The organism is Kitasatospora sp. NPDC033851 (assembly GCF_055576085.1).
Window position 1 is genome coordinate 175351 of the sequence record NZ_JBVIRL010000009.1, and the last position, 17238, is coordinate 192588.

A 17238-nucleotide genomic window follows, 5' to 3' on the forward strand; every position below is an offset into this window, starting at 1 on the left:
CCGTACCGCCCGCGGGCCGGCCGCGTCCGCGTGCGTACCTAGGAGTGCCACGTGACTGACAACGCACAGCTGCTGGCGCGGCAACGGCGCGCGATGATCCTCGACTGGCTCCGGCAGCGGGGCGGGGTGCGGGTGAACGAACTCACCCGTGAGTTCGGCGTCTCGGACATGACCATCCGCCGGGACCTGGACGCCCTGGCCCGCCAGGGGCTGCTGGACAAGGTGCACGGCGGCGCCGTCCCGGCCGGCGCCCCGAGCAGCCAGGAGCCGGGCTTCGAGGCGAAGTCGTCCTGGCAGCTCTCCGCCAAGGAGGCGATCGCCCGGGCCGCCGCGGAACTGGTCCGCCCCGGGATGGCCGTGGGCCTGGGCGCGGGCACGACCACGCACGCCGTCGCCCGGGAGCTGGCGTCGGTGGACGGGCTGACCGTGGTGACCAACTCCCTGCGGATCGCCGAGGTGTTCGAGCAGGCCGGCCCGGGGGCGGGGGCCGGGACCACCGTGCTGCGCACCGGCGGGATCCGCACGCCCTCCGACGCCCTGGTGGGCCCGCTCGCCGACCAGGCGATCCGCTCGCTGCACGTCAACGTGCTCTTCCTGGGCTGCCACGGCATCTCCGTCGAGGCCGGGCTGACGTCGCCCAACCTCGCCGAGGCGGAGACCAACCGGGTGTTCATCGGCTCCGCGCGCCGGGTGGTCGTGGTCGCCGACAACACCAAGTGGGACACCGTCGGCCTGGCCACCTTCGCCGCCCTGGACCAGGTCGACGTGCTGGTCACCGACGAGGGGCTGTCCGCCGAGCGCCGGACCGTCGTGGCCGAGCAGGTGGGCGAGGTGATCGTCGCAGAGTCAGTCAACTGACCCTCTGGTCACGGCAGTTGTTTCCTCGACTCCCGGTGGGGAGAGCGGGTGGGGCGCAGTCGCGCGGCTCCGGCGGATGCGGATAACGGGATCGTCTCGAATCGACGCGAGCGGGAACGAAGGTCTTGACGAACGCCCGACAGGAGAGTTTCCTGTGCGAGCACGTTTGATCAAGTTTGGTTCTGATCGATTGTGTTTGATTCAAGCGCTACCGGCTCCGCGGATGTTTCCCGCGGGCTCTTCCCTCACCCTTCTCTCCTTACCGGGAGTCTTCGCATGTTCATTCGTCGTGGTCGGGTTCTGTCCGTTGCCGTGCTGGGCTGTGTGTCCCTGGTAGCCGCGGTGGGCTGCTCGACGGGCCAGGAGTCGTCGTCGGGCGCGGGTGACACCGCGAAGGTCGAAGGCAAGGTGTCGCTGACGTACCTGCAGAAGCAGGGGGACCAGGAGTACTTCGTCGGCGAGGCGGCGGGCGCGAAGGCGAAGGCCGCGGAGCTCGGGGTGGACCTGAAGGTCGTGAACCTGGGCAACGACGCCAACAAGACGGTCAGCGAGGTGCAGTCGGCGATCGCCGGCAAGAGCAACGGGCTGATCGTGGTCGTGCCGGACCCGGCGGTGGGCCCGCAGGTCGTGCAGACCGCCAAGGACGCCAAGGTCGCCCTCCTCACCTCCGACGACCAGATCTGCGTCACCGGCCCGGCCCCGGGCGCCTGCGCGAAGAGCGATCTGGTCCCCCGGGTCGGGTTCAGCGGCGAGCAGATGGGCGGGGAGGTCGGCAAGCGGGCCGCCGCCGAGTTCAAGAAGGCTGGTTGGAACGCGGCCGACACCCGGATCATCTCCGCCTGGAAGCAGGACGTCACCGTGTGCGGCGACCGCGTCAAGGCCGCGAAGGCCGCATTCGCCCAGGCCGCGGGTGACGGCGTGAAGAACATCGACGTCGCCACCGACAACACCCCCACCGGCGCCCAGGACAAGACCGCCGCCACCCTCACCGCCAACCCCGGCGTGAAGCACTGGATCGTCTGGGGCTGCAACGACGAGAACGTCCAGGGGTCCGTCACCGCCCTGCAGAACGCCGGCGTCAGCCCCGACGACATCGCCGGCGTCGGCCTCGGCGCCTACCTCGCCTGCAAGGACTGGACCAGCGGCAAGCCCACCGGCATGAAGGCCGCACTCTTCATCAACGGCAAGGACGTCGGCGCACTGGCCGTCCAGACCATGTACGACAAGCTCAAGAACAACAAGGACTTCCCCGCCGAGGGCTTCGCCCCCACCACCATGGTCGACGCCGCCACGTGGCAGAACAGCGGCATGACCTGCAACTGACGGTGCCGCACCAGAACCGTCCGATTCGCACCTCCAGCGAGGCACACATGACCGCACCCGAATCCCCGCCCGGCGGCGGACCGTCCCCGCAGCCCGTCCTCGGCCTGGCCGCCGAGAACGTCGGCAAGGCCTTCGGCAGTGTCCGGGCACTGCACGGCGTCACCGTCGCCTTCCCGCCCGGGCAGGTCACCGCCCTGATGGGCGAGAACGGCGCCGGGAAGTCGACCCTGCTGCGCATCCTGAGTGGCGACCACCGCCCGACCGAGGGCCGGGTCCTGCTCGACGGCGTCCCCCTCGACCTCTCCTCGCCGACCGACGCGCGCCGCGCGGGCATCCGGATCATCCCGCAGGAGCCGGAGATCATCCCGCACGTGTCGGTCGCCGAGAACGTCTACGCCGGCAGCCTCCCCCGCCGGGCCGGCCGCCGCCTCGACCGCGCCGAACTGCGCCGCAGGATCACCGCCGACCTCGCCGCACTCGGCTTCGACCAGGTTCTCGATCCTGACCTGCTCGGATCCGAACTCACCGCCGCACAACGCCAGTTGGTCGAAATCATGCGAGCGCTCACCGGCGCCGTGCCGCCCCGGGCGATCGCCTTCGACGAACCCACCTCCTCCCTCTCCGAACACGAGGTGGAGGCGCTGTTCGCCCTGATCGGCCGGCTGCGCGACCAGGGCATCGCGATCGTCTACGTGTCGCACCGGATGAAGGAGATCTTCCGGCTCGCCGACCGGATCGCCGTCCTGCGCGACGGCACCCTCACCGGCGTCCTGCCCGCCGCCGAGACCGACGAGCGCGAGCTGGTCCGGCTGATGGTCGGCCGCGACCTGGCCGGCCTGTTCGTCCGCCAGGACGTCGCCACCGACCGGGTGGTGCTGGACGTCCGCGGCCTCACCACCGACGACGTGCGCGACGTCAGCCTCCAGGTCCGGGCCGGCGAGGTGGTCGCCCTCGCCGGGCTGATCGGCGCCGGCCGGTCCGAACTGGCCCTCGCCCTCGCGGGGGACGCGCCGATCCGCTCCGGCGAGATCATCCTCGGCGGCCGGCCGGTGCGCCTGCGCTCCCCCAAGGACGCGATCCGGGCCGGCCTCGGCCTGGCGCCCGAGGAGCGCAAGGCCCAGGCACTGTTCCTGCACCGCGCCATCCGGGACAACACCTCCCTGGTCAGCCTCGACCGGCTGCGGCGCCGACGCTTCGTCAAGCGCGCCGCCGAGAAGCAGCTCGCCCAGGAGTACGCGGACCGGCTGCGGGTGCGCGCCCCCTCGATCGAGACCGAGGTCCGGACGCTCTCCGGCGGCAACCAGCAGAAGGTGGTGCTCGCCCGCTGGCTCGCCCGCCGCCCCGAGCTGCTGATCCTGGACGAACCGACCCGCGGCGTCGACATCGGCGCCAAGGCCGAGATCTACCAGATCATCGCCGACCTGGCCCGCGACGGCGTCGCCGTCCTGGTGATCTCCTCCGAGCTGCCCGAGGTCCTCGGCCTGGCCGACCGGATCCTCGTCATGCAGAACGGCCGGGTCACCGGCGAACTCGGCCGCGCCGAGGCCTCCGAGGAGGCCGTCCTCGCCCTGGCCATGACGGACGACCTCGCCACCGGCCCCCGTACCACCGACACCGACGCCACCACCGGAGTTGCCCGATGACCACCCCCTCCGCCACCGCCGACCAGCGGCCGCAGGCCCCGGCCGGGCCCGCGCGGCCGACCGGTCCGCGGGCGCTGCTCGACGTCGTCGGTGGCCAGAACCTCATCCTGCTGCTGGCCCTCGCGGCCGTGCTCGCCCTGTTCGGCTCGCTCAACATCAACTACCTGAGCTGGAACAACATCCAGGTGATCGCCGAGGCGGCGACCATCGCCGGGCTGCTCGCCGTGGTCCAGACGGTGGTGATCATCTGCGGCGGCCTGGACATCTCGGTAGGCTCCCAGGCCGGCCTCGCCTCCGTGGTGAGCGCGATGGTGTTCACCTCCACCGGCTCCAGCGCGCTGCTCGGCATGGGCGCGGCCGTGCTGGTCGGCGCCGCCGTCGGCCTGCTCAACGGCGCCGTGATCATCTACGGCCGGGTCAACCCGACCATCGCCACCCTGGCCGGACTGGCCGCGTACAAGGGCGTCGCCCAGCTGATCTCCGACGGACGTGCCCAGGGCTACGTGCTCGGCGACCCGCTGTTCGTCTTCCTCAGCCGCGGCAAGATCGCCGGCCTGCCGACGATGGTGTGGATCCTCATCCTGATCGCCGCCGCCGTGCACGTCCTGCTCACCTACACCGACATCGGGCGCAACATCTACGCCCTCGGCGGCAACGACACCGCCGCGCGGCTGGCCGGCATCAACCTCAACAAGTACCTGCTCTCGGTGTACGCGCTCACCGGCATGGTCGCGGCCGTGGCCGGTGTCCTGCTCACCGCGCGCACCGGCTCCGGACAGCCCACCTCCGGCAGCGAGGGCCTGGAACTCCAGGCCATCACCGCCGCCGCCCTCGGCGGCTGCGCCCTCAAGGGCGGCAAGGGCGGGATCGGCGGCACCCTGCTGGCCGTCGCCCTGCTCGGAGCCCTGCAGAACGGCCTCACCGTCCAGGGCATCAACACCTTCTGGCAGAACGTCGCCCAGGGCCTGCTGCTGGTCGCCGCCGTGGTCATCCAGCAGCGGCGCGGCCGCGAGCGGGCGGTCGGCCTGCCGGCCTGACCCGCCCTCTCCCGAGCCCCCTGGAGGCCGCCTCCGCCCCCCACCGGAGGCGGCCTCCGCCATGGGCACCGCCGACCATCCTGGAAACGCCGACCTCCGTGACGTGCCGGAGGTCCCGGAAGGCAGAACAGTGAAGAAGACCACCACCAAGCTCGCGGACGGCCGCGAGCTGATCTACTACGACACCGACGAGTCCGTGGTCCGCGACGCCACCGACCTGCGGCCGCCGGAGGCCACCACCAGCCTCTCCGCGATCCGTCTCGATCCCGCCACCGGCGACTGGGTCACCATCGCCGCCCACCGCCAGGCCCGCACCCACCTCCCGCCCGCCGACGAGTGCCCGCTCTGCCCCTCCCGGCCGGACCGGTCGAGCGAGATCCCGGCCCTGGACTACGAGGCGGCGGTCTTCGAGAACCGCTTCCCGTCCCTCTCCTTCGACGCGGCCGCACACGTGCCCGCGGAGTCCGACCCGCTGCACACCGGCGGTCCCGGCGCCGGCCGCTGCGAGGTCGTCTGTTTCACCGCCGACCACGACGCCTCCTTCGCCGACCTCACCCCCGAGCGGGCCCGCCTGGTCCTCGACGCGTGGACCGACCGCACCGCCGAACTCTCCGCCCTGCCGGGCGTCCAGCAGGTGTACTGCTTCGAGAACCGCGGCGCCGAGATCGGCGTCACCCTCGCCCACCCGCACGGCCAGATCTACGCCTTCCCCTTCACCACCCCGCGCACCGCCCGGATCGCCGCCCGCGCCGCCGAACACCGCGCCGCCACCGGCCGCAACCTCTTCGACGACCTCCTCGCCGCCGAACGCGCCCACCCCGAAGGCGCCCACGGCGAACGCGCCCACGGCGACCGGGTGGTCCTGGCCGGCGAGCACTGGACGGCCTTCGTCCCCTTCGCCGCCCGCTGGCCCTACGAAGTCCACCTCTACCCGCACCGCCGGGTGCCCGACCTGACCGCCCTGGACGAGCCACAGCGCGCCGAGTTCCCCGGCCTCTACCTGGAGCTGCTGCGCCGCTTCGACCGCCTCTTCGGAGGCGGCCGCACCCCGTACATCTCCGCCTGGCACCAGGCCCCCGCCGGCCACCGGGACGAGCTCGCCCTGCACCTGGAGTTGTTCACCATCCGGCGCACCGCCGACAAGCTCAAGTACCTGGCCGGCGTGGAATCCGGCATGGACGCCTTCGTCAACGACGTCACCCCCGAGGACGCGGCCCGCCGGCTGCGGGAGGTCGGCGCATGACCGACTTCGAATCCGTCTTCGGCACCACCCCCACCGGCGTCTGGGCCGCGCCCGGCCGGGTCAACCTGATCGGCGAACACACCGACTACAACGACGGGTTCGTCCTGCCGATCGCCCTGCCGCACACCGCGCGGGTGACCGCGCGCCGCCGCAGCGACGGCCTGCTCCGGCTGTACAGCACCCTGGGCGACGGCGGGGTGGTCGAGTTGACCGTCGACGAACTGGCCCCCGAGCGGGTGCCGGGCTGGGCCCGGTACCCGGCGGCCGTGGTCTGGGCGCTCCGCGAGGCCGGCTGCCCGGTCGGCGGCGCCGACCTGCACGTGGACAGTGACGTGCCCAGCGGCGGCGGCCTGTCCTCCTCCGCGGCACTGGAGGCCGCGGTCGCCCTGGCTTACCGCGATCTGTACGAACTCTCGCTCACCAGGCCGCAGTTGGCGCTGATCACGCAGCGGGCCGAGAACGAGTTCGTCGGAGTGCCCTGTGGCGTGATGGACCAGATGGCCTCGCTCTGCTGCACCGAGGGCCACGCCCTCCACCTGGACACCCGCGATCTGACGCAGCATCCGATTCCGTTGGACCCGGCCGCCCAGGGGATGCGGCTGCTGGTCGTCGACACCCGGGTCAAGCACGACCTCGGCGACGGCGCGTACGCCGACCTGCGGGCCGGCTGCGAACGGGCCGCCACCCTGCTCGGACTCCCCGCCCTCCGGGACCTCCGGCCGGACGGCCTCGCCGCCGCCCTCGACCGGCTCCCGGACGAACTGCGGCCGCTGGTACGGCACGTGGTGAGCGAGAACGAGCGCGTCCGGCTGGCCGTGAAGCTACTGCAGGCGGGCCGGCTCGACGCTCTGGGCGCCGTGCTGACCGCCGGACACGCCTCGCTGCGCGACGACCTCGGGACCTCCTGCCCGGAGACCGACCTCGTCGTCGAGACCGCCGTGGCGGCCGGCGCCCGTGGTGCCCGGATGACCGGCGGCGGCTTCGGCGGCTCGGTCATCGTCCTGGTCGACGAGTCGGACGCGGACCCGGTGTCCGCCGCGATCGTCGAGGCCTTCCACCGGGCGGGCTACGCGCAGCCCCACGTCTTCCCCGCCCTCCCCGCCGCCGGCGCCCGCCGACTGCACTGAGCCCGCCTTCGGATGGGCGGTTGTGTTGACTCTTGTAGGTTTCCGATCAGTGAAATATCATATGACACTATCGTCGATGCCAGCGGCCCAGCGGTTTCGCCGCGTCAGCGCCTCGCCGATGGCGACTGTCTGAGCTGTCGTCACACCCGCCACCGCGGTGCCGCCGGCGCCGACGTGCCCCCCATCAGCACATCGCTGCGCCAGAGCTCAGAGCACCGCACCCCCACCAGCCGTGCTCAGGACCGCCCTTCGGGCGGCCCGTCCCGGCCCGCCTCTCGGGAAGCCCCCACATGCGCACACCGCCACCCCGCGTCGTCGGCATGCTGGCCGTCCTGGCCCTCGCCGCCTCCGGCATCAGCGCCACCGCCCTCGCCACCGCTGCTCCGGCCGCGGCCCTGGGCAACGGCAACGCCCTGACCCCGCCCATGGGTTGGAACTCCTGGAACAGCCTGGGCACCCAGGTCAACGAGAACCAGGTCAAGCAGACCATCGACTTCATGTCCGCCAACGGCCTGGTCCAGGCCGGCTACAACACCGTCACCATCGACGACGGCTGGTCGATGCGCCACCGCGACGGCCAGACGACGGACTTCGCGAAGACCGCCGACAACGCCATGCAGCTGTACGACAACAACGGCAATCCGGTGTCCGGCACCGACGGCACCGGCAACGACCCCACCAGCGGACACCTGGTGCCCGACCCGAACACCTTCCCCTCGCAGAGCGTCAACGGCCAGACCGTCAACGGCATCCAGTACCTGGCCTGGTACGCCCACAGCAAGAACATGAAGTTCGGCCTCTACGCCACCGACACCTACACCACCTGCCAGGGCCACCCAGGCAGCCTCGGCCACGAGAGCACCGACGCCAACGACCTCGTCTCCTGGGGCGTCGACTTCGTCAAGTACGACGACTGCCCGTACGGCCCCACGATCGTCGGCCCCGACGGCTACAGCTACTACCCGCAGGGCGAGGGCAAGGAGCTCACCCAGTCCGTCTACGCCCGGACGCAGACCTTCCAGCGAGCCCTCGACGCGGCGACCGCCGCCAGGGGCAAGCCGAAGGTGACCCTCAGCCTGTCCGCGCAGCCCGCGCACACCGGCATCCCCTACCTGCTGAACGCCAACGACCCGGCCCGCACCGACCCGCTGATCGTGGCCGCCGGCACCCAGCCGCACCAGGCACCCGGCTACTCGCCCACCGGCGTGTGGTGCGGGCAGGTCGCCAACATGTGCCGGATCGGCGGCGACCGGGACAGCGAACTGGACGGCGTGCTCTACAACGGCCAGCTGCAGACCGCGCTGAAGTACCCGGGCAACGTCCACCCCGGCAGCTGGAACGACCTGGACATGATGTTCGCCGGCTGGCAGGACACCAACGGCATCTGGGGCGTCACCGACACCTACAAGGGCAACAAGCCGTTCACCGACGACGAGTCGCGCACCGAACTGTCCGTCCTGTCGATGATGGCCGCCCCGCTCGTCTCCGGCGCCGACCTGCGCACCGCGGCCGACTCGCAGCACACCGCGAACGGCTACACCTGGTCCACCGGCATCAACTCCTCCGCACTGGCGCTCCTGAAGAACCCCGACATGATCGCCATCGACCAGGACAGCCTCGCCAAGCCCGCCACCCTGGTCGGCAGCGCGCCCTCCTCCCCGACCGCGCCGGTGATCCTCAAGCGCCGGCTGGCCAACGGCGACCTGGCCGTCGCCCTGGTCAACCAGGACCCGAACAACTGGGCCATGCCCAGTGCGAGCTTCACCGACCTCGGCCTGACCGGCTCCAGCTACGGCTACCGGGAGATCTGGAGCGGCGCCACCGGCACCACCACCGGCACCCTCGGCGGCAACTGGATCCCCGCGCACGGCGTCGCGCTCTACCGCATCACCGGCGGAAGCGTCGGCATGGGCGGCGACACCGGTTCCGGCGGCACCCGGGCGAGCGTCGTCGGCGACGGCAGGTACCACGCGATCAGCGCCGGCGGTACCGGCGGCCAGGCGCTCGAGGTCCAGGGGGGCTGCTACGCCGCCGTCGGCGGCAACTCCGGCATCAACGCCTACCAGAGCGGCAGCGCCGCCCAGCAGTGGCTGTTCACCCCGAACGCGGACGGCACGGTGACGATCACCGACAACTGCTACACCGCCGCCCAGACACACGCCGTGCTGGCCGGCGGTGGCGGAGTCGGCAGCGCCTACCTGCTCAACCCGTCCGCCGACAACCCCTGGCAGAAGTGGAAGGTCACCCAGAACAGCGCCGGTGCGCTGACCGTCACCAACGTCGGCAACGGCCTGGTCCTGGACGTCGCCGGCACGACCGCCGGCTCGACCGGGATGACCAACCCGGCCAACTCGGCCGCGGCCGGACAGAGCTGGACCGTCCTGTCCTGACCCCGGCCGGGCCGGGCCACGCCAGACGGGCCGGGCCCGGTGCGCGGGAGTTCGCGCACCGGGCCCGGCCCGGAGGTCCGCCGGCAGGTCCTCGGACCGCCGACGCCTCGTCCCGTCGTCACCTCACCGTCGTGTGTCCGCCGCCGTCACCGCCCGGGCCGCAGGGCCGCGGTCGCCGTCCGGCCGAGCCAGACGCCCAGCAGCGCCTGGACCAGGCCGATCAGCAGGGTGATCGCGACCACCAGCGAGGCCAGCGCCGGCAACCCGGCCAGGGCGGCCACCGTCCGGGCGGTGCCGGCCACGGCCTCGCCGGACGCGACGCGCCACAGCAGCGGGGCGCCCCAGCCGGCCAGCGCGGCCATCGCCGCCACCAGCACCGCCGCGCGGGCCCGCAGGCCGCGGACCGCCGTCACCGCGCCGATCAGCAGGCCGCCGGCGAAGGGCAGGTACCACAGGCTCCACAGCGAACCGACGGCCACCAGGACGCCGGCGCCGACCAGCGCGGCGGGGAGCACCAGCCGCTCGGCGAGGGCCCGGCCGCCGTCGGCCGGGGACGGGGCCGCGGACTCCTGCGGTGCGGACTGCTTCTGAAGGTCGGTCACGGTGCTCACGCTCCCGGTCGCAGGGTCCACACCTTGGTGGAGGCAGGTTGGTCCGCGGCCATCAGCAGCGGCAGGGAACGGCCCGCCCACCAGTACGGGATGAAGTTCCGGTACCACGGCGAGGCCGGGTTCTCGCTCTGGCCGCCCGGGTAGACGGCCTGGGCGGTGGCGGTGCCCGGTCCCTTCCAGTCGACCACCATGCGCCAGCTGGGGCCGAAGGTGGAGTTCATGCCGCCGTCGGCCGCGTTGACGGTCCAGCGGTCCCCCTCGGCGGGCTCGGGGCCGTAGCCGAGCGCGTCGGCGCCGGTCAGCGAGGGGATCTGCCGGGTGTGCACCCGGTCCCAGGTCCAGGTGGCGGGGTCGTTCCCGAGGTCCTGGGAGAGCTCGGAGACGGCCTGGGCGAACGCGGTGCGCATGGCCTCCGGCGCGGTGCGGGCCGGGCCGCCGGGGGAGGTGAACGCCGGGTTGGCGGGGTCGTGCAGGGTCCAGCTCTCCAGGTCCTCGTCGAGGCTGGGCAGCGCGCTGGACACCTTGAGGTACCAGCGGTCCCTCTCGACCGGCACCTTGGCCTGGTCCCACCAGGGCTGGAAGGTGGTCTGCAGGTAGTCGTTCCAGAAGGTCCACCAGATCGGCCCGCCGGCGACGGAGGGCCGCATGGTGGTGTCCCAGTGGTCGAGGACGTCGAGCGCGGCCTGCTGGCGGGTGTCGAGCTCGGTGCCGGCCAGCGCCTCCTTGAGGTGCGGCAGGATGACGGTCGCGAGGTAGTCGGTCGTGTCGTTCTGCAGCGTGGTGAAGTCGGCGGCGGTCATCGCCGGGTGGCTCTCCAGGAACTGGTAGATCCGGTTGGCCCGGTAGCCGTTGTCGAAGGCGTTGAAGGAGGTGCCGATGTAGTACGGGTAGTCGGCCGACACCGGGCGCTGGTTGGCCGTCGCGATCACGTGGTTCGGCGGGTTGTGGGCCTGCGGGGTGGCGTCGAAGGGGATGGCGCCGACCACGTCGTACTCGCCGGTGCCGGGCAGCGGGAACCAGGGGTTGCCGCCCTTGGTGAGCGGGAAGTAGCCGGCCGCGACCACGCCGATGTCGCCGCCGCCGTCGGCGTAGGCGAAGTTCAGCGTGGGGGCGTGCCAGTCGGCCAGCGCGGTGCGGAACTCCCGGTAGTCGCGGGCCTTGTCGATGGCGAGCAGCACCGCCAGGTCGGGGGAGGGGACGTTGCCCATCCAGCTGACCGAGGTGGTCTGCCCGGCCCGGGTGATCACCGGCCCGTGCACCGTCAGGTCCACGGCGAGCTGCTCGGTGTCCCCGCCCCGGACCGGGATGGTGTACTCCACCCGCTGCATCGGGTGCCAGGCGTTGTTCCAGAAGTACTGGCCGGGGTGGTCGGCGCTGGTCTGCTCGCTGTAGAAGACGGTCGACTGGTTCTGGGCGTCCGTCAGGGACCAGGAGATGTCGGCGTTGCGGCCGATCAGCACCCCGGGCAGGCCGGCCATGCTGGCGCCGGTGGCGTTGGTCTCCGGAGAGGAGAGCGCGATCTGGTACCAGTACGAGGGCAGGGTCATCGGCAGGTGCGGGTCCCCGGCCAGCATCGCGTTGCCGCCGGCCGTCGCCGGGCCGTTCGCCACCCAGGCGTTGCTGTCCGGGAAGGTGTGCATCTGGGTGGCGGGCAGCGCGCGGATGGTGTCGAGCAGGGTCCGGGCCGCGGTGGCCTCCCCGGCGGGGTCGGGCGTGCCGGTGGGCGCGACGGGTGCGGTTCGCGGCTGCGAGCGGTTCGCGGCGGCCGGGGCCTCGGGCCCGGCGGCGTTGACGTTGGCGGGCAGCGGCGCGACGCCGAGGTCGCGGTACGGCCCGGGGTCGTACGGGCGCTGGTCGTTGGGCGCGTGGACCGGGAACCAGTCCATGGTGCGCTGCTCGCCGAGGGAGTCCCGGAAGATCGCGTAGTCCAGCGGGGTGCTGGTGAAGTCCATGCTCTGGGTGAGGACCTCCTGGATCACCAGGCTGTCCACCGGGGTCCAGTCGGCGGGGTAGACGCCGGTGAGGGAGAAGAGCGTCGGCCACTGCCCGTTGTGGCGCAGCTCGGAGATCCAGGCGTTGACGCCCCGGGTGTAGCTGGTGAGGGCGCGGCCCGCCGGGCTGTCCGGCGGGGTGGCGGCCCATTCGGCCTCGGCGGTGCGCAGCAGCCCCATCCGGAGTTCGAAGCGGTCGGATTCGAGGCCGGCCGGCCCGTTCAGCTCGGCCAGCCGGCCGCGGCCCGCGCGCCGTTCCAGGTCGAGCTGGGCGAGCCGGAACCGGGCGTGCAGGTAGCCCTGGGCCTGGAACAGGTCGTCGTCGGAGCCGGCCTTGACGGTGGGGACGCCGTTGTCGTCGAAGGCGACCGTGACGGGCGCCCTGAGTCCGGCCAGGTGGAGGGTCTCGGTGTGCGGGAGTTCGGCGCCCGCGGCGGAGTCCCACACTCCGGCCCCGGGGACGAGGGCGGTTCCGAGGGCGGGGACCGGCCCGATGCCCAGCGCGAGCAGCGCGAGGACCAGGCCGGAGACGACGGCTGCCACCGCCGCGTGGGTGGCTGTGCGTATTCGCCGCGGCACGTTGACTCCAGGGGTGCGAGGTCGGTCGGATGGTGCGGTGGGGGTGGGGCGGTTTCCGGGGCGGTGCGGCCTCAGGACCAGAAGGCGTCCATCCGGCGGTGGATGCCCTCGACGGTGGTCCGCAGTGCGGCGTGCCCGGCCGCGGAGCCGTAGACCGTCCCGATCAGCCACTCGGTGCCGGCTCGCCAGTCGGCTCGCCAGGCCGGGTCGATCCGGGTGTCCACCAGGTCCACGCCGGGGACGGCATGGAGGTCGTCGACCAGCTTGCGGTCGCCGGGGGCGAGCCCGTCGGCGGGCGGGGAGAGGAGGTACTGGAAGGCGACGGCCGGGCAGTCGGTGCTCGGGCCGAGCACCGGTGCGGGCGGGGTGAGGTCGCCCAGGGCCAGCCGCAGGGCGAGGACCAGCAGGTCCGTGCCGGCCGAGCGCTTGAGGACGTCCGGGACGTGCCCGCCCAGGCGTCCGTTGACCTCGATCAGCCGCGGCCCCTCGGGGGTGAACTTGATCTCGGTGTGGGTGACGCCCTCGCGGATGCCGAGGGCCCGCAGCGCGCTGCGCTCCAGGGCCACCACCTCCTCGGCCAGGCTGCCCGGGAGCAGCGCGGGCGCGAAGTAGCCGGTCTCCCGGAAGGGGTGGGCCGGCGGCAGTCTGCCGGTGACCGCGACGGTGTGGATCTCGCCGTCCCTGCTCGCGGACTCGATCGAGACGTAGTCCCCCCAGAACTCCCCCACCACGGTGGGGTCGCCGGGCAGGTACTCCTCCAGCACGAACACCGCCGGAGTAGCCGTACCGTCGGTGAACTCGGCGTACCGCTCGGCCAGTTCGGCGGCGCTGCGGACCAGGCAGGTGTCCACGCTGCCGGCACCCGAGCGGGGCTTGAGGACGGCGGGCAGGCCGGTCGCGGCGAGCGCCGGGGCGAGGTCGGCGGCGGAGCGGACCGTCCGGCAGGCGGTGGACTGCACCCCGGCCGCGGCGAGCGCCGCGCGCTGCCGGAACTTGTCGACCAGCACCTCGACGGTGGCGCGGTCGTGGAACGGCACACCGCACCGCTCGGCCAGCGCGGCGGCCGTGCGGAGCAGGTGGTCGCTGAAGGTGATCACCCCGGAGACGCCGAACTCGGAGGCCCGGTCGCCCAGTTGCTCCTCGGTCAGGCCGGCGGTGTCCACCACGGTGGCCGACTTCGGCAGCTGGGCCAGGTCCGCGGCCGCCTTCGGGTCGCCGAGGTCGCCGAAGAAGACCACGGTGCAGACCCGCCGGGCGGCGGTGAGGACGCCGCGCGGGGTGGCCGAGCCGCGGCCGTAGACCACCAGCAGCACCGGCAGGGCCGAGGACTGGGGCTTGGTGTCGGAAGGTGCCACGGTCAGTGCTCCTGAGGCCGGATCGGGGTGAACGCCGCCCGCTCGGCGGCGACGGAGCGGTGCTCCCAGGCCTCCCGGTCGCGCAGGTAACGGGGCCGGTCGGCGACGATGGCCCGGGTCTCGGCCGAGCCGGCCGCGAGCCGCCAGCGCACCGAACCGGTGACCCGCGCCGAGCAGACGTCGATGAACGCCTCGGCGGCTTCGCGCAGTTCGCCGAACCAGCGGCCCTCCAGCGCCTCGCGCACCCACAGCTGCTCCTGGTGGATCTTCTCCCGCAGCAGCTCGGCCGAGAGGGTCGCGGTCTCCAGGTGGCGGCGGGTGCGCAGCAGCAGCCAGGCGGCGGGCATCTCGCGGATCTCCAGCACCTTCGGCCCGTGGTCGAGGTGTTCGAGTCCGCTGTAGCGGCCCAGCCCGTGGGCGCCGACCAGGTGGTTGAGGGTGTCGATCAGTTCGGTCAGCGGCAGGGTCCGGCCGTCGACGGCGACGGGCCGGCCGGCCTCGAAGGCGACCTCGACCGACTCCGGGGCCTCGGCGGGGCGCAGCGCGCTCCAGCGGTAGAGCTCCTCGGGCACGGCGTGGTCCTCGGGGTCGTCGAGGACCCCCGCCTCGAACTCCCGGCACCACAGGTTGGAGTCGCCGCTGACGAGCCGCCCGCTGAGCTGCTCCAGGCCGGCTTCCTTGAGTTCGCGCATCTTCTGCTCCCGGTCGACCGGGTCCAGGTCGTACGGGCTGCCGTAGCGGCCGGCGAAGCCGAGCAGGCCGATGGCTCCGTTGAGCCGGCGCAGGGTGTTCTGCGAGCGGTTGGCGGTGTGCAGCACCGTGGCGGCGCCGAGTTCCCGGGCTTTGCCGAGGGCGAGCTTGGCGATCAGCGGCCGGCTGAGCGTGGAGCTGACCGGGTGGGTGTCGAGGTAGACGGCGTGCGCGGTGATCGCCGGGCGGACGAAGTCCTCGGCGAACTCCCGTTGGCCGTCGAGCAGGTGGACCCGGATGCCGAGCCGGTCGGCGATCCGCTGCTTGTGCTCGCTGCTCTCGTCCTCGCCGAGGTCGACGCTGACGGCGTGGACGTTGCGGGCGCCGGCCCGGACCAGGCGGTGCAGCAGGTAGCTGCTGTCCAGCCCGCCGCTGAACAGGGTGACGACGGGGGCGGACGGGTCGCGGGCGATCGCGTCGAGCTCGCCGAAGGAACGGACGACCTGGGGCGTCATCGGGCGGACACCGCCACCCCGTGCTCGGCGAGGGCGGCGGTGAAGGCCGTCACGGTGGGCTCGTCGAAGGCGAGGTCCATCGGGACCTCGACGCCGAGCAGCGCCTCCAGCTTGCGCACCGCGCGCACCACCTTGAAGGAGTCCCCGCCGATGTCGAAGAAGTCGTCGTCCGGGCCGATCGCGGGCAGTCCGAGGACCTCGCACCACACCCCGGTGACCACGCCGGCCAGGTCGTCGCCGGCCGGGGCCTTGGCCTCGGCGGCGGCGCCGACGCTGGGCAGCACCTCCCCGGCGCGCTCGGTCAGCAGCGCGCGGTCCAGCTTGCCGTTGGCGGTCAGCGGCATCGCCGCCAGGGTCGCGAACGACGCCGGGACCATGTACGGGGGCAGCGCCGCGCGCAGCGCCTCGCGCACGGCGGCGGTGACGGCCTCGGGCTCGGCGTCCGCCTGCGGCACCAGGAAGCCGACCAGCCGGGCGTCGCTGCCGCGGCCGTGGGCGACCGCGGCGGCCTGCCGGACGCCGGGCACGCGCAGGGCGGCGGACTCGATCTCGCCCAGTTCGATCCGGTAGCCGCGGATCTTCACCTGGAGGTCGATCCGGCCCAGGAACTCCAGGCCGCCCACCGGGTGGGTGCGGACCAGGTCGCCCGAGCGGTAGAGCGGGCCGGTGCCGTCGCCGAGGTGGTCCGGGACGAAGCGCTCCGCGGTCAGCTCGGGGCGGTTGAGGTAGCCGAGGGCCAGGCCCGCGCCGCCGATGTAGAGCTCGCCGGGCTCGCCGTCCGGCACCGGCTTGCCGTCCTCGTCGAGGATCCACAGCGTGGTGTCCTCGATGGCCGGGCCGATGTAGACGGTGTCCAGGTCCGGGTCGCGCGGGGGCACCCAGGCGGTGCAGTAGATCGTGCACTCGCTCGGGCCGTAGAGGTTGGTGAGCGGGGCCGTGGACTGGGCGTGGAAGCGGCGGACCAGCTCGGGCGCGAGCGCCTCGCCGCCGGTGAGGACGCGGCGCAGGCCGTCGAAGCGCTCCTCGGGCCCGCGGGCCAGCAGGAACAGCTCCAGCAGGGAGACCACGCAGTAGAAGACGGTGATCTGCGCGGAACGGATGGTCTCGGCGAGGTAGTCGGCGTCGCGCTGGCGGCCGGGGGTGGCGATGACGACGGTGGTGCCGGTGATGAGTGGCCAGTACACCTCGATCAGGAACATGTCGAAGCTGCACGCCGTGTGGTGCAGCATCCGGTCGGACGGGCCGAGGCCGTGGCCGCGCTGCAGCGCCCGCAGCCGGGTGGTCACCGCGCGGTGCGGGATCAGCGAGGCCTTCGGGCGGCCGGTGGAGCCGGAGGTGTAGATGACCACCGCGGGCTGTTCGTCGAGGTCGGCGGCGGGTTCGAAGGCGGCGGCCGGTTCGGTGGCCGCGCACTCGGCGACGGTGACCACCTCGACGGCGAGGCCCTCGGGGAGGCGGGAGCGCAGTTCGGGGGTGGTGATGAGCAGCCGGGGCCGGCAGTCGCCCAGCATGTCGAGGGTGCGGGCGACCGGGTCGTTGACGTCGAAGGCGACCTGGGCGGCGCCGGCGAGGACGACGCCGGTCACGCCGATCACGAAGTCGGCCGAGCGCTCCAGGTAGACCGCGACCCGCTCGCCCGGGCGCACACCCCGCTCCCGCAGCAGCGAGGCCACCCGCACGGCCCGGTCCCTGACCTCGCCCGCCGGCAGCACCCGGTCGCCGTCGACGACGGCGGGGTGCTCCGGGGCGGCGTCCCACCGGGACAGCAGCAGGGTGTCGAGCCGGCGTGCGCCGTCGTCGAGAAGCGTGGCCGTAGTGCTAGCCATGGCGGTTCTTGTCCAATCAGTGGGGTCGGTGCAGGGGCGTCCCGGCCGGG

Annotated in this window: 12 protein-coding genes; 7 read left to right on the forward strand and 5 right to left on the reverse strand. The window is 73.0% G+C overall.

Features of this window, described 5'->3' with window-relative positions; genetic code table 11:
- The first annotated feature begins 51 nt into the window (after positions 1-51).
- The 7 genes from ACZ51D_RS19675 to ACZ51D_RS19705 all read left to right on the forward strand — a co-directional run bounded on the left by ACZ51D_RS19675 (position 52) and on the right by ACZ51D_RS19705 (position 9621).
- Entirely contained in the window at positions 52-858 is an 807-nt protein-coding gene (locus ACZ51D_RS19675; RefSeq protein ID WP_360503621.1) for a DeoR/GlpR family DNA-binding transcription regulator, read from the forward strand.
- A 324-nt stretch (positions 859-1182) separates the two neighbouring features.
- Entirely contained in the window at positions 1183-2181 is a 999-nt protein-coding gene (locus tag ACZ51D_RS19680; RefSeq protein ID WP_465624212.1) for a substrate-binding domain-containing protein, read from the forward strand.
- Positions 2182-2228: 47 nt separating this feature from the next.
- Complete coding sequence (locus ACZ51D_RS19685; protein WP_465624214.1) at positions 2229-3824, forward strand: sugar ABC transporter ATP-binding protein; 1596 nt, start codon at positions 2229-2231, stop codon at positions 3822-3824.
- Complete coding sequence (locus tag ACZ51D_RS19690; protein WP_360503613.1) at positions 3821-4861, forward strand: ABC transporter permease; 1041 nt, start codon at positions 3821-3823, stop codon at positions 4859-4861. The genes ACZ51D_RS19685 and ACZ51D_RS19690 overlap by 4 nt, the downstream gene beginning before the upstream one ends.
- Before the next feature lie 130 nt (positions 4862-4991).
- Complete coding sequence (gene galT, locus ACZ51D_RS19695; protein WP_465663043.1) at positions 4992-6104, forward strand: galactose-1-phosphate uridylyltransferase; 1113 nt, start codon at positions 4992-4994, stop codon at positions 6102-6104.
- Positions 6101-7231 carry a galactokinase gene (galK, locus tag ACZ51D_RS19700; protein ID WP_465663045.1) on the forward strand — a complete coding sequence of 377 codons (1131 nt, stop codon included), beginning with the start codon at positions 6101-6103 and terminating at the stop codon, positions 7229-7231. The genes galT and galK overlap by 4 nt, the downstream gene beginning before the upstream one ends.
- Positions 7232-7521: 290 nt before the next feature.
- Positions 7522-9621, forward strand: coding sequence for an alpha-galactosidase (locus ACZ51D_RS19705; protein WP_465663047.1), 2100 nt, complete (start codon positions 7522-7524; stop codon positions 9619-9621).
- A gap of 146 nt (positions 9622-9767) precedes the next feature.
- Here ACZ51D_RS19705 and ACZ51D_RS19710 read toward each other — a convergent pair whose 3' ends face one another.
- The 5 genes from ACZ51D_RS19710 to ACZ51D_RS19730 all read right to left on the reverse strand — a co-directional run bounded on the left by ACZ51D_RS19710 (position 9768) and on the right by ACZ51D_RS19730 (position 17188).
- Positions 9768-10223, reverse strand: a complete 456-nt coding sequence (locus ACZ51D_RS19710) for a hypothetical protein (protein ID WP_465663049.1) — start codon at positions 10221-10223, stop codon at positions 9768-9770.
- A 5-nt stretch (positions 10224-10228) separates the two neighbouring features.
- Complete coding sequence (locus ACZ51D_RS19715; RefSeq protein WP_465622574.1) at positions 10229-12766, reverse strand: penicillin acylase family protein; 2538 nt, start codon at positions 12764-12766, stop codon at positions 10229-10231.
- A gap of 107 nt (positions 12767-12873) precedes the next feature.
- A complete protein-coding gene (locus ACZ51D_RS19720) occupies positions 12874-14157 on the reverse strand; it encodes an ATP-grasp domain-containing protein (RefSeq protein ID WP_465663051.1) in 1284 nt (427 codons plus the stop codon).
- 2 nt (positions 14158-14159) lie between these two features.
- Positions 14160-15362 carry an argininosuccinate synthase-related protein gene (locus ACZ51D_RS19725; RefSeq protein WP_465663053.1) on the reverse strand — a complete coding sequence of 401 codons (1203 nt, stop codon included), beginning with the start codon at positions 15360-15362 and terminating at the stop codon, positions 14160-14162.
- Positions 15359-17188 carry a non-ribosomal peptide synthetase gene (locus ACZ51D_RS19730; protein WP_465663055.1) on the reverse strand — a complete coding sequence of 610 codons (1830 nt, stop codon included), beginning with the start codon at positions 17186-17188 and terminating at the stop codon, positions 15359-15361. The genes ACZ51D_RS19725 and ACZ51D_RS19730 overlap by 4 nt, the downstream gene beginning before the upstream one ends.
- Between the last annotated feature and the right edge of the window lie 50 nt (positions 17189-17238).

What these genes read in the sequence shown, in the direction of transcription:
- ACZ51D_RS19705 (WP_465663047.1), top strand. Translation starts at nt 7,522, where the DNA reads ATGCGCACACCGCCACCCCGCGTCGTCGGCATGCTGGCCGTCCTGGCC.
- ACZ51D_RS19725 (WP_465663053.1), bottom strand. Translation starts at nt 15,362, where the DNA reads ATGACGCCCCAGGTCGTCCGTTCCTTCGGCGAGCTCGACGCGATCGCC.
- ACZ51D_RS19730 (WP_465663055.1), bottom strand. Translation starts at nt 17,188, where the DNA reads ATGGCTAGCACTACGGCCACGCTTCTCGACGACGGCGCACGCCGGCTC.
- ACZ51D_RS19685 (WP_465624214.1), top strand. Translation starts at nt 2,229, where the DNA reads ATGACCGCACCCGAATCCCCGCCCGGCGGCGGACCGTCCCCGCAGCCC.
- galK (WP_465663045.1), top strand. Translation starts at nt 6,101, where the DNA reads ATGACCGACTTCGAATCCGTCTTCGGCACCACCCCCACCGGCGTCTGG.
- ACZ51D_RS19690 (WP_360503613.1), top strand. Translation starts at nt 3,821, where the DNA reads ATGACCACCCCCTCCGCCACCGCCGACCAGCGGCCGCAGGCCCCGGCC.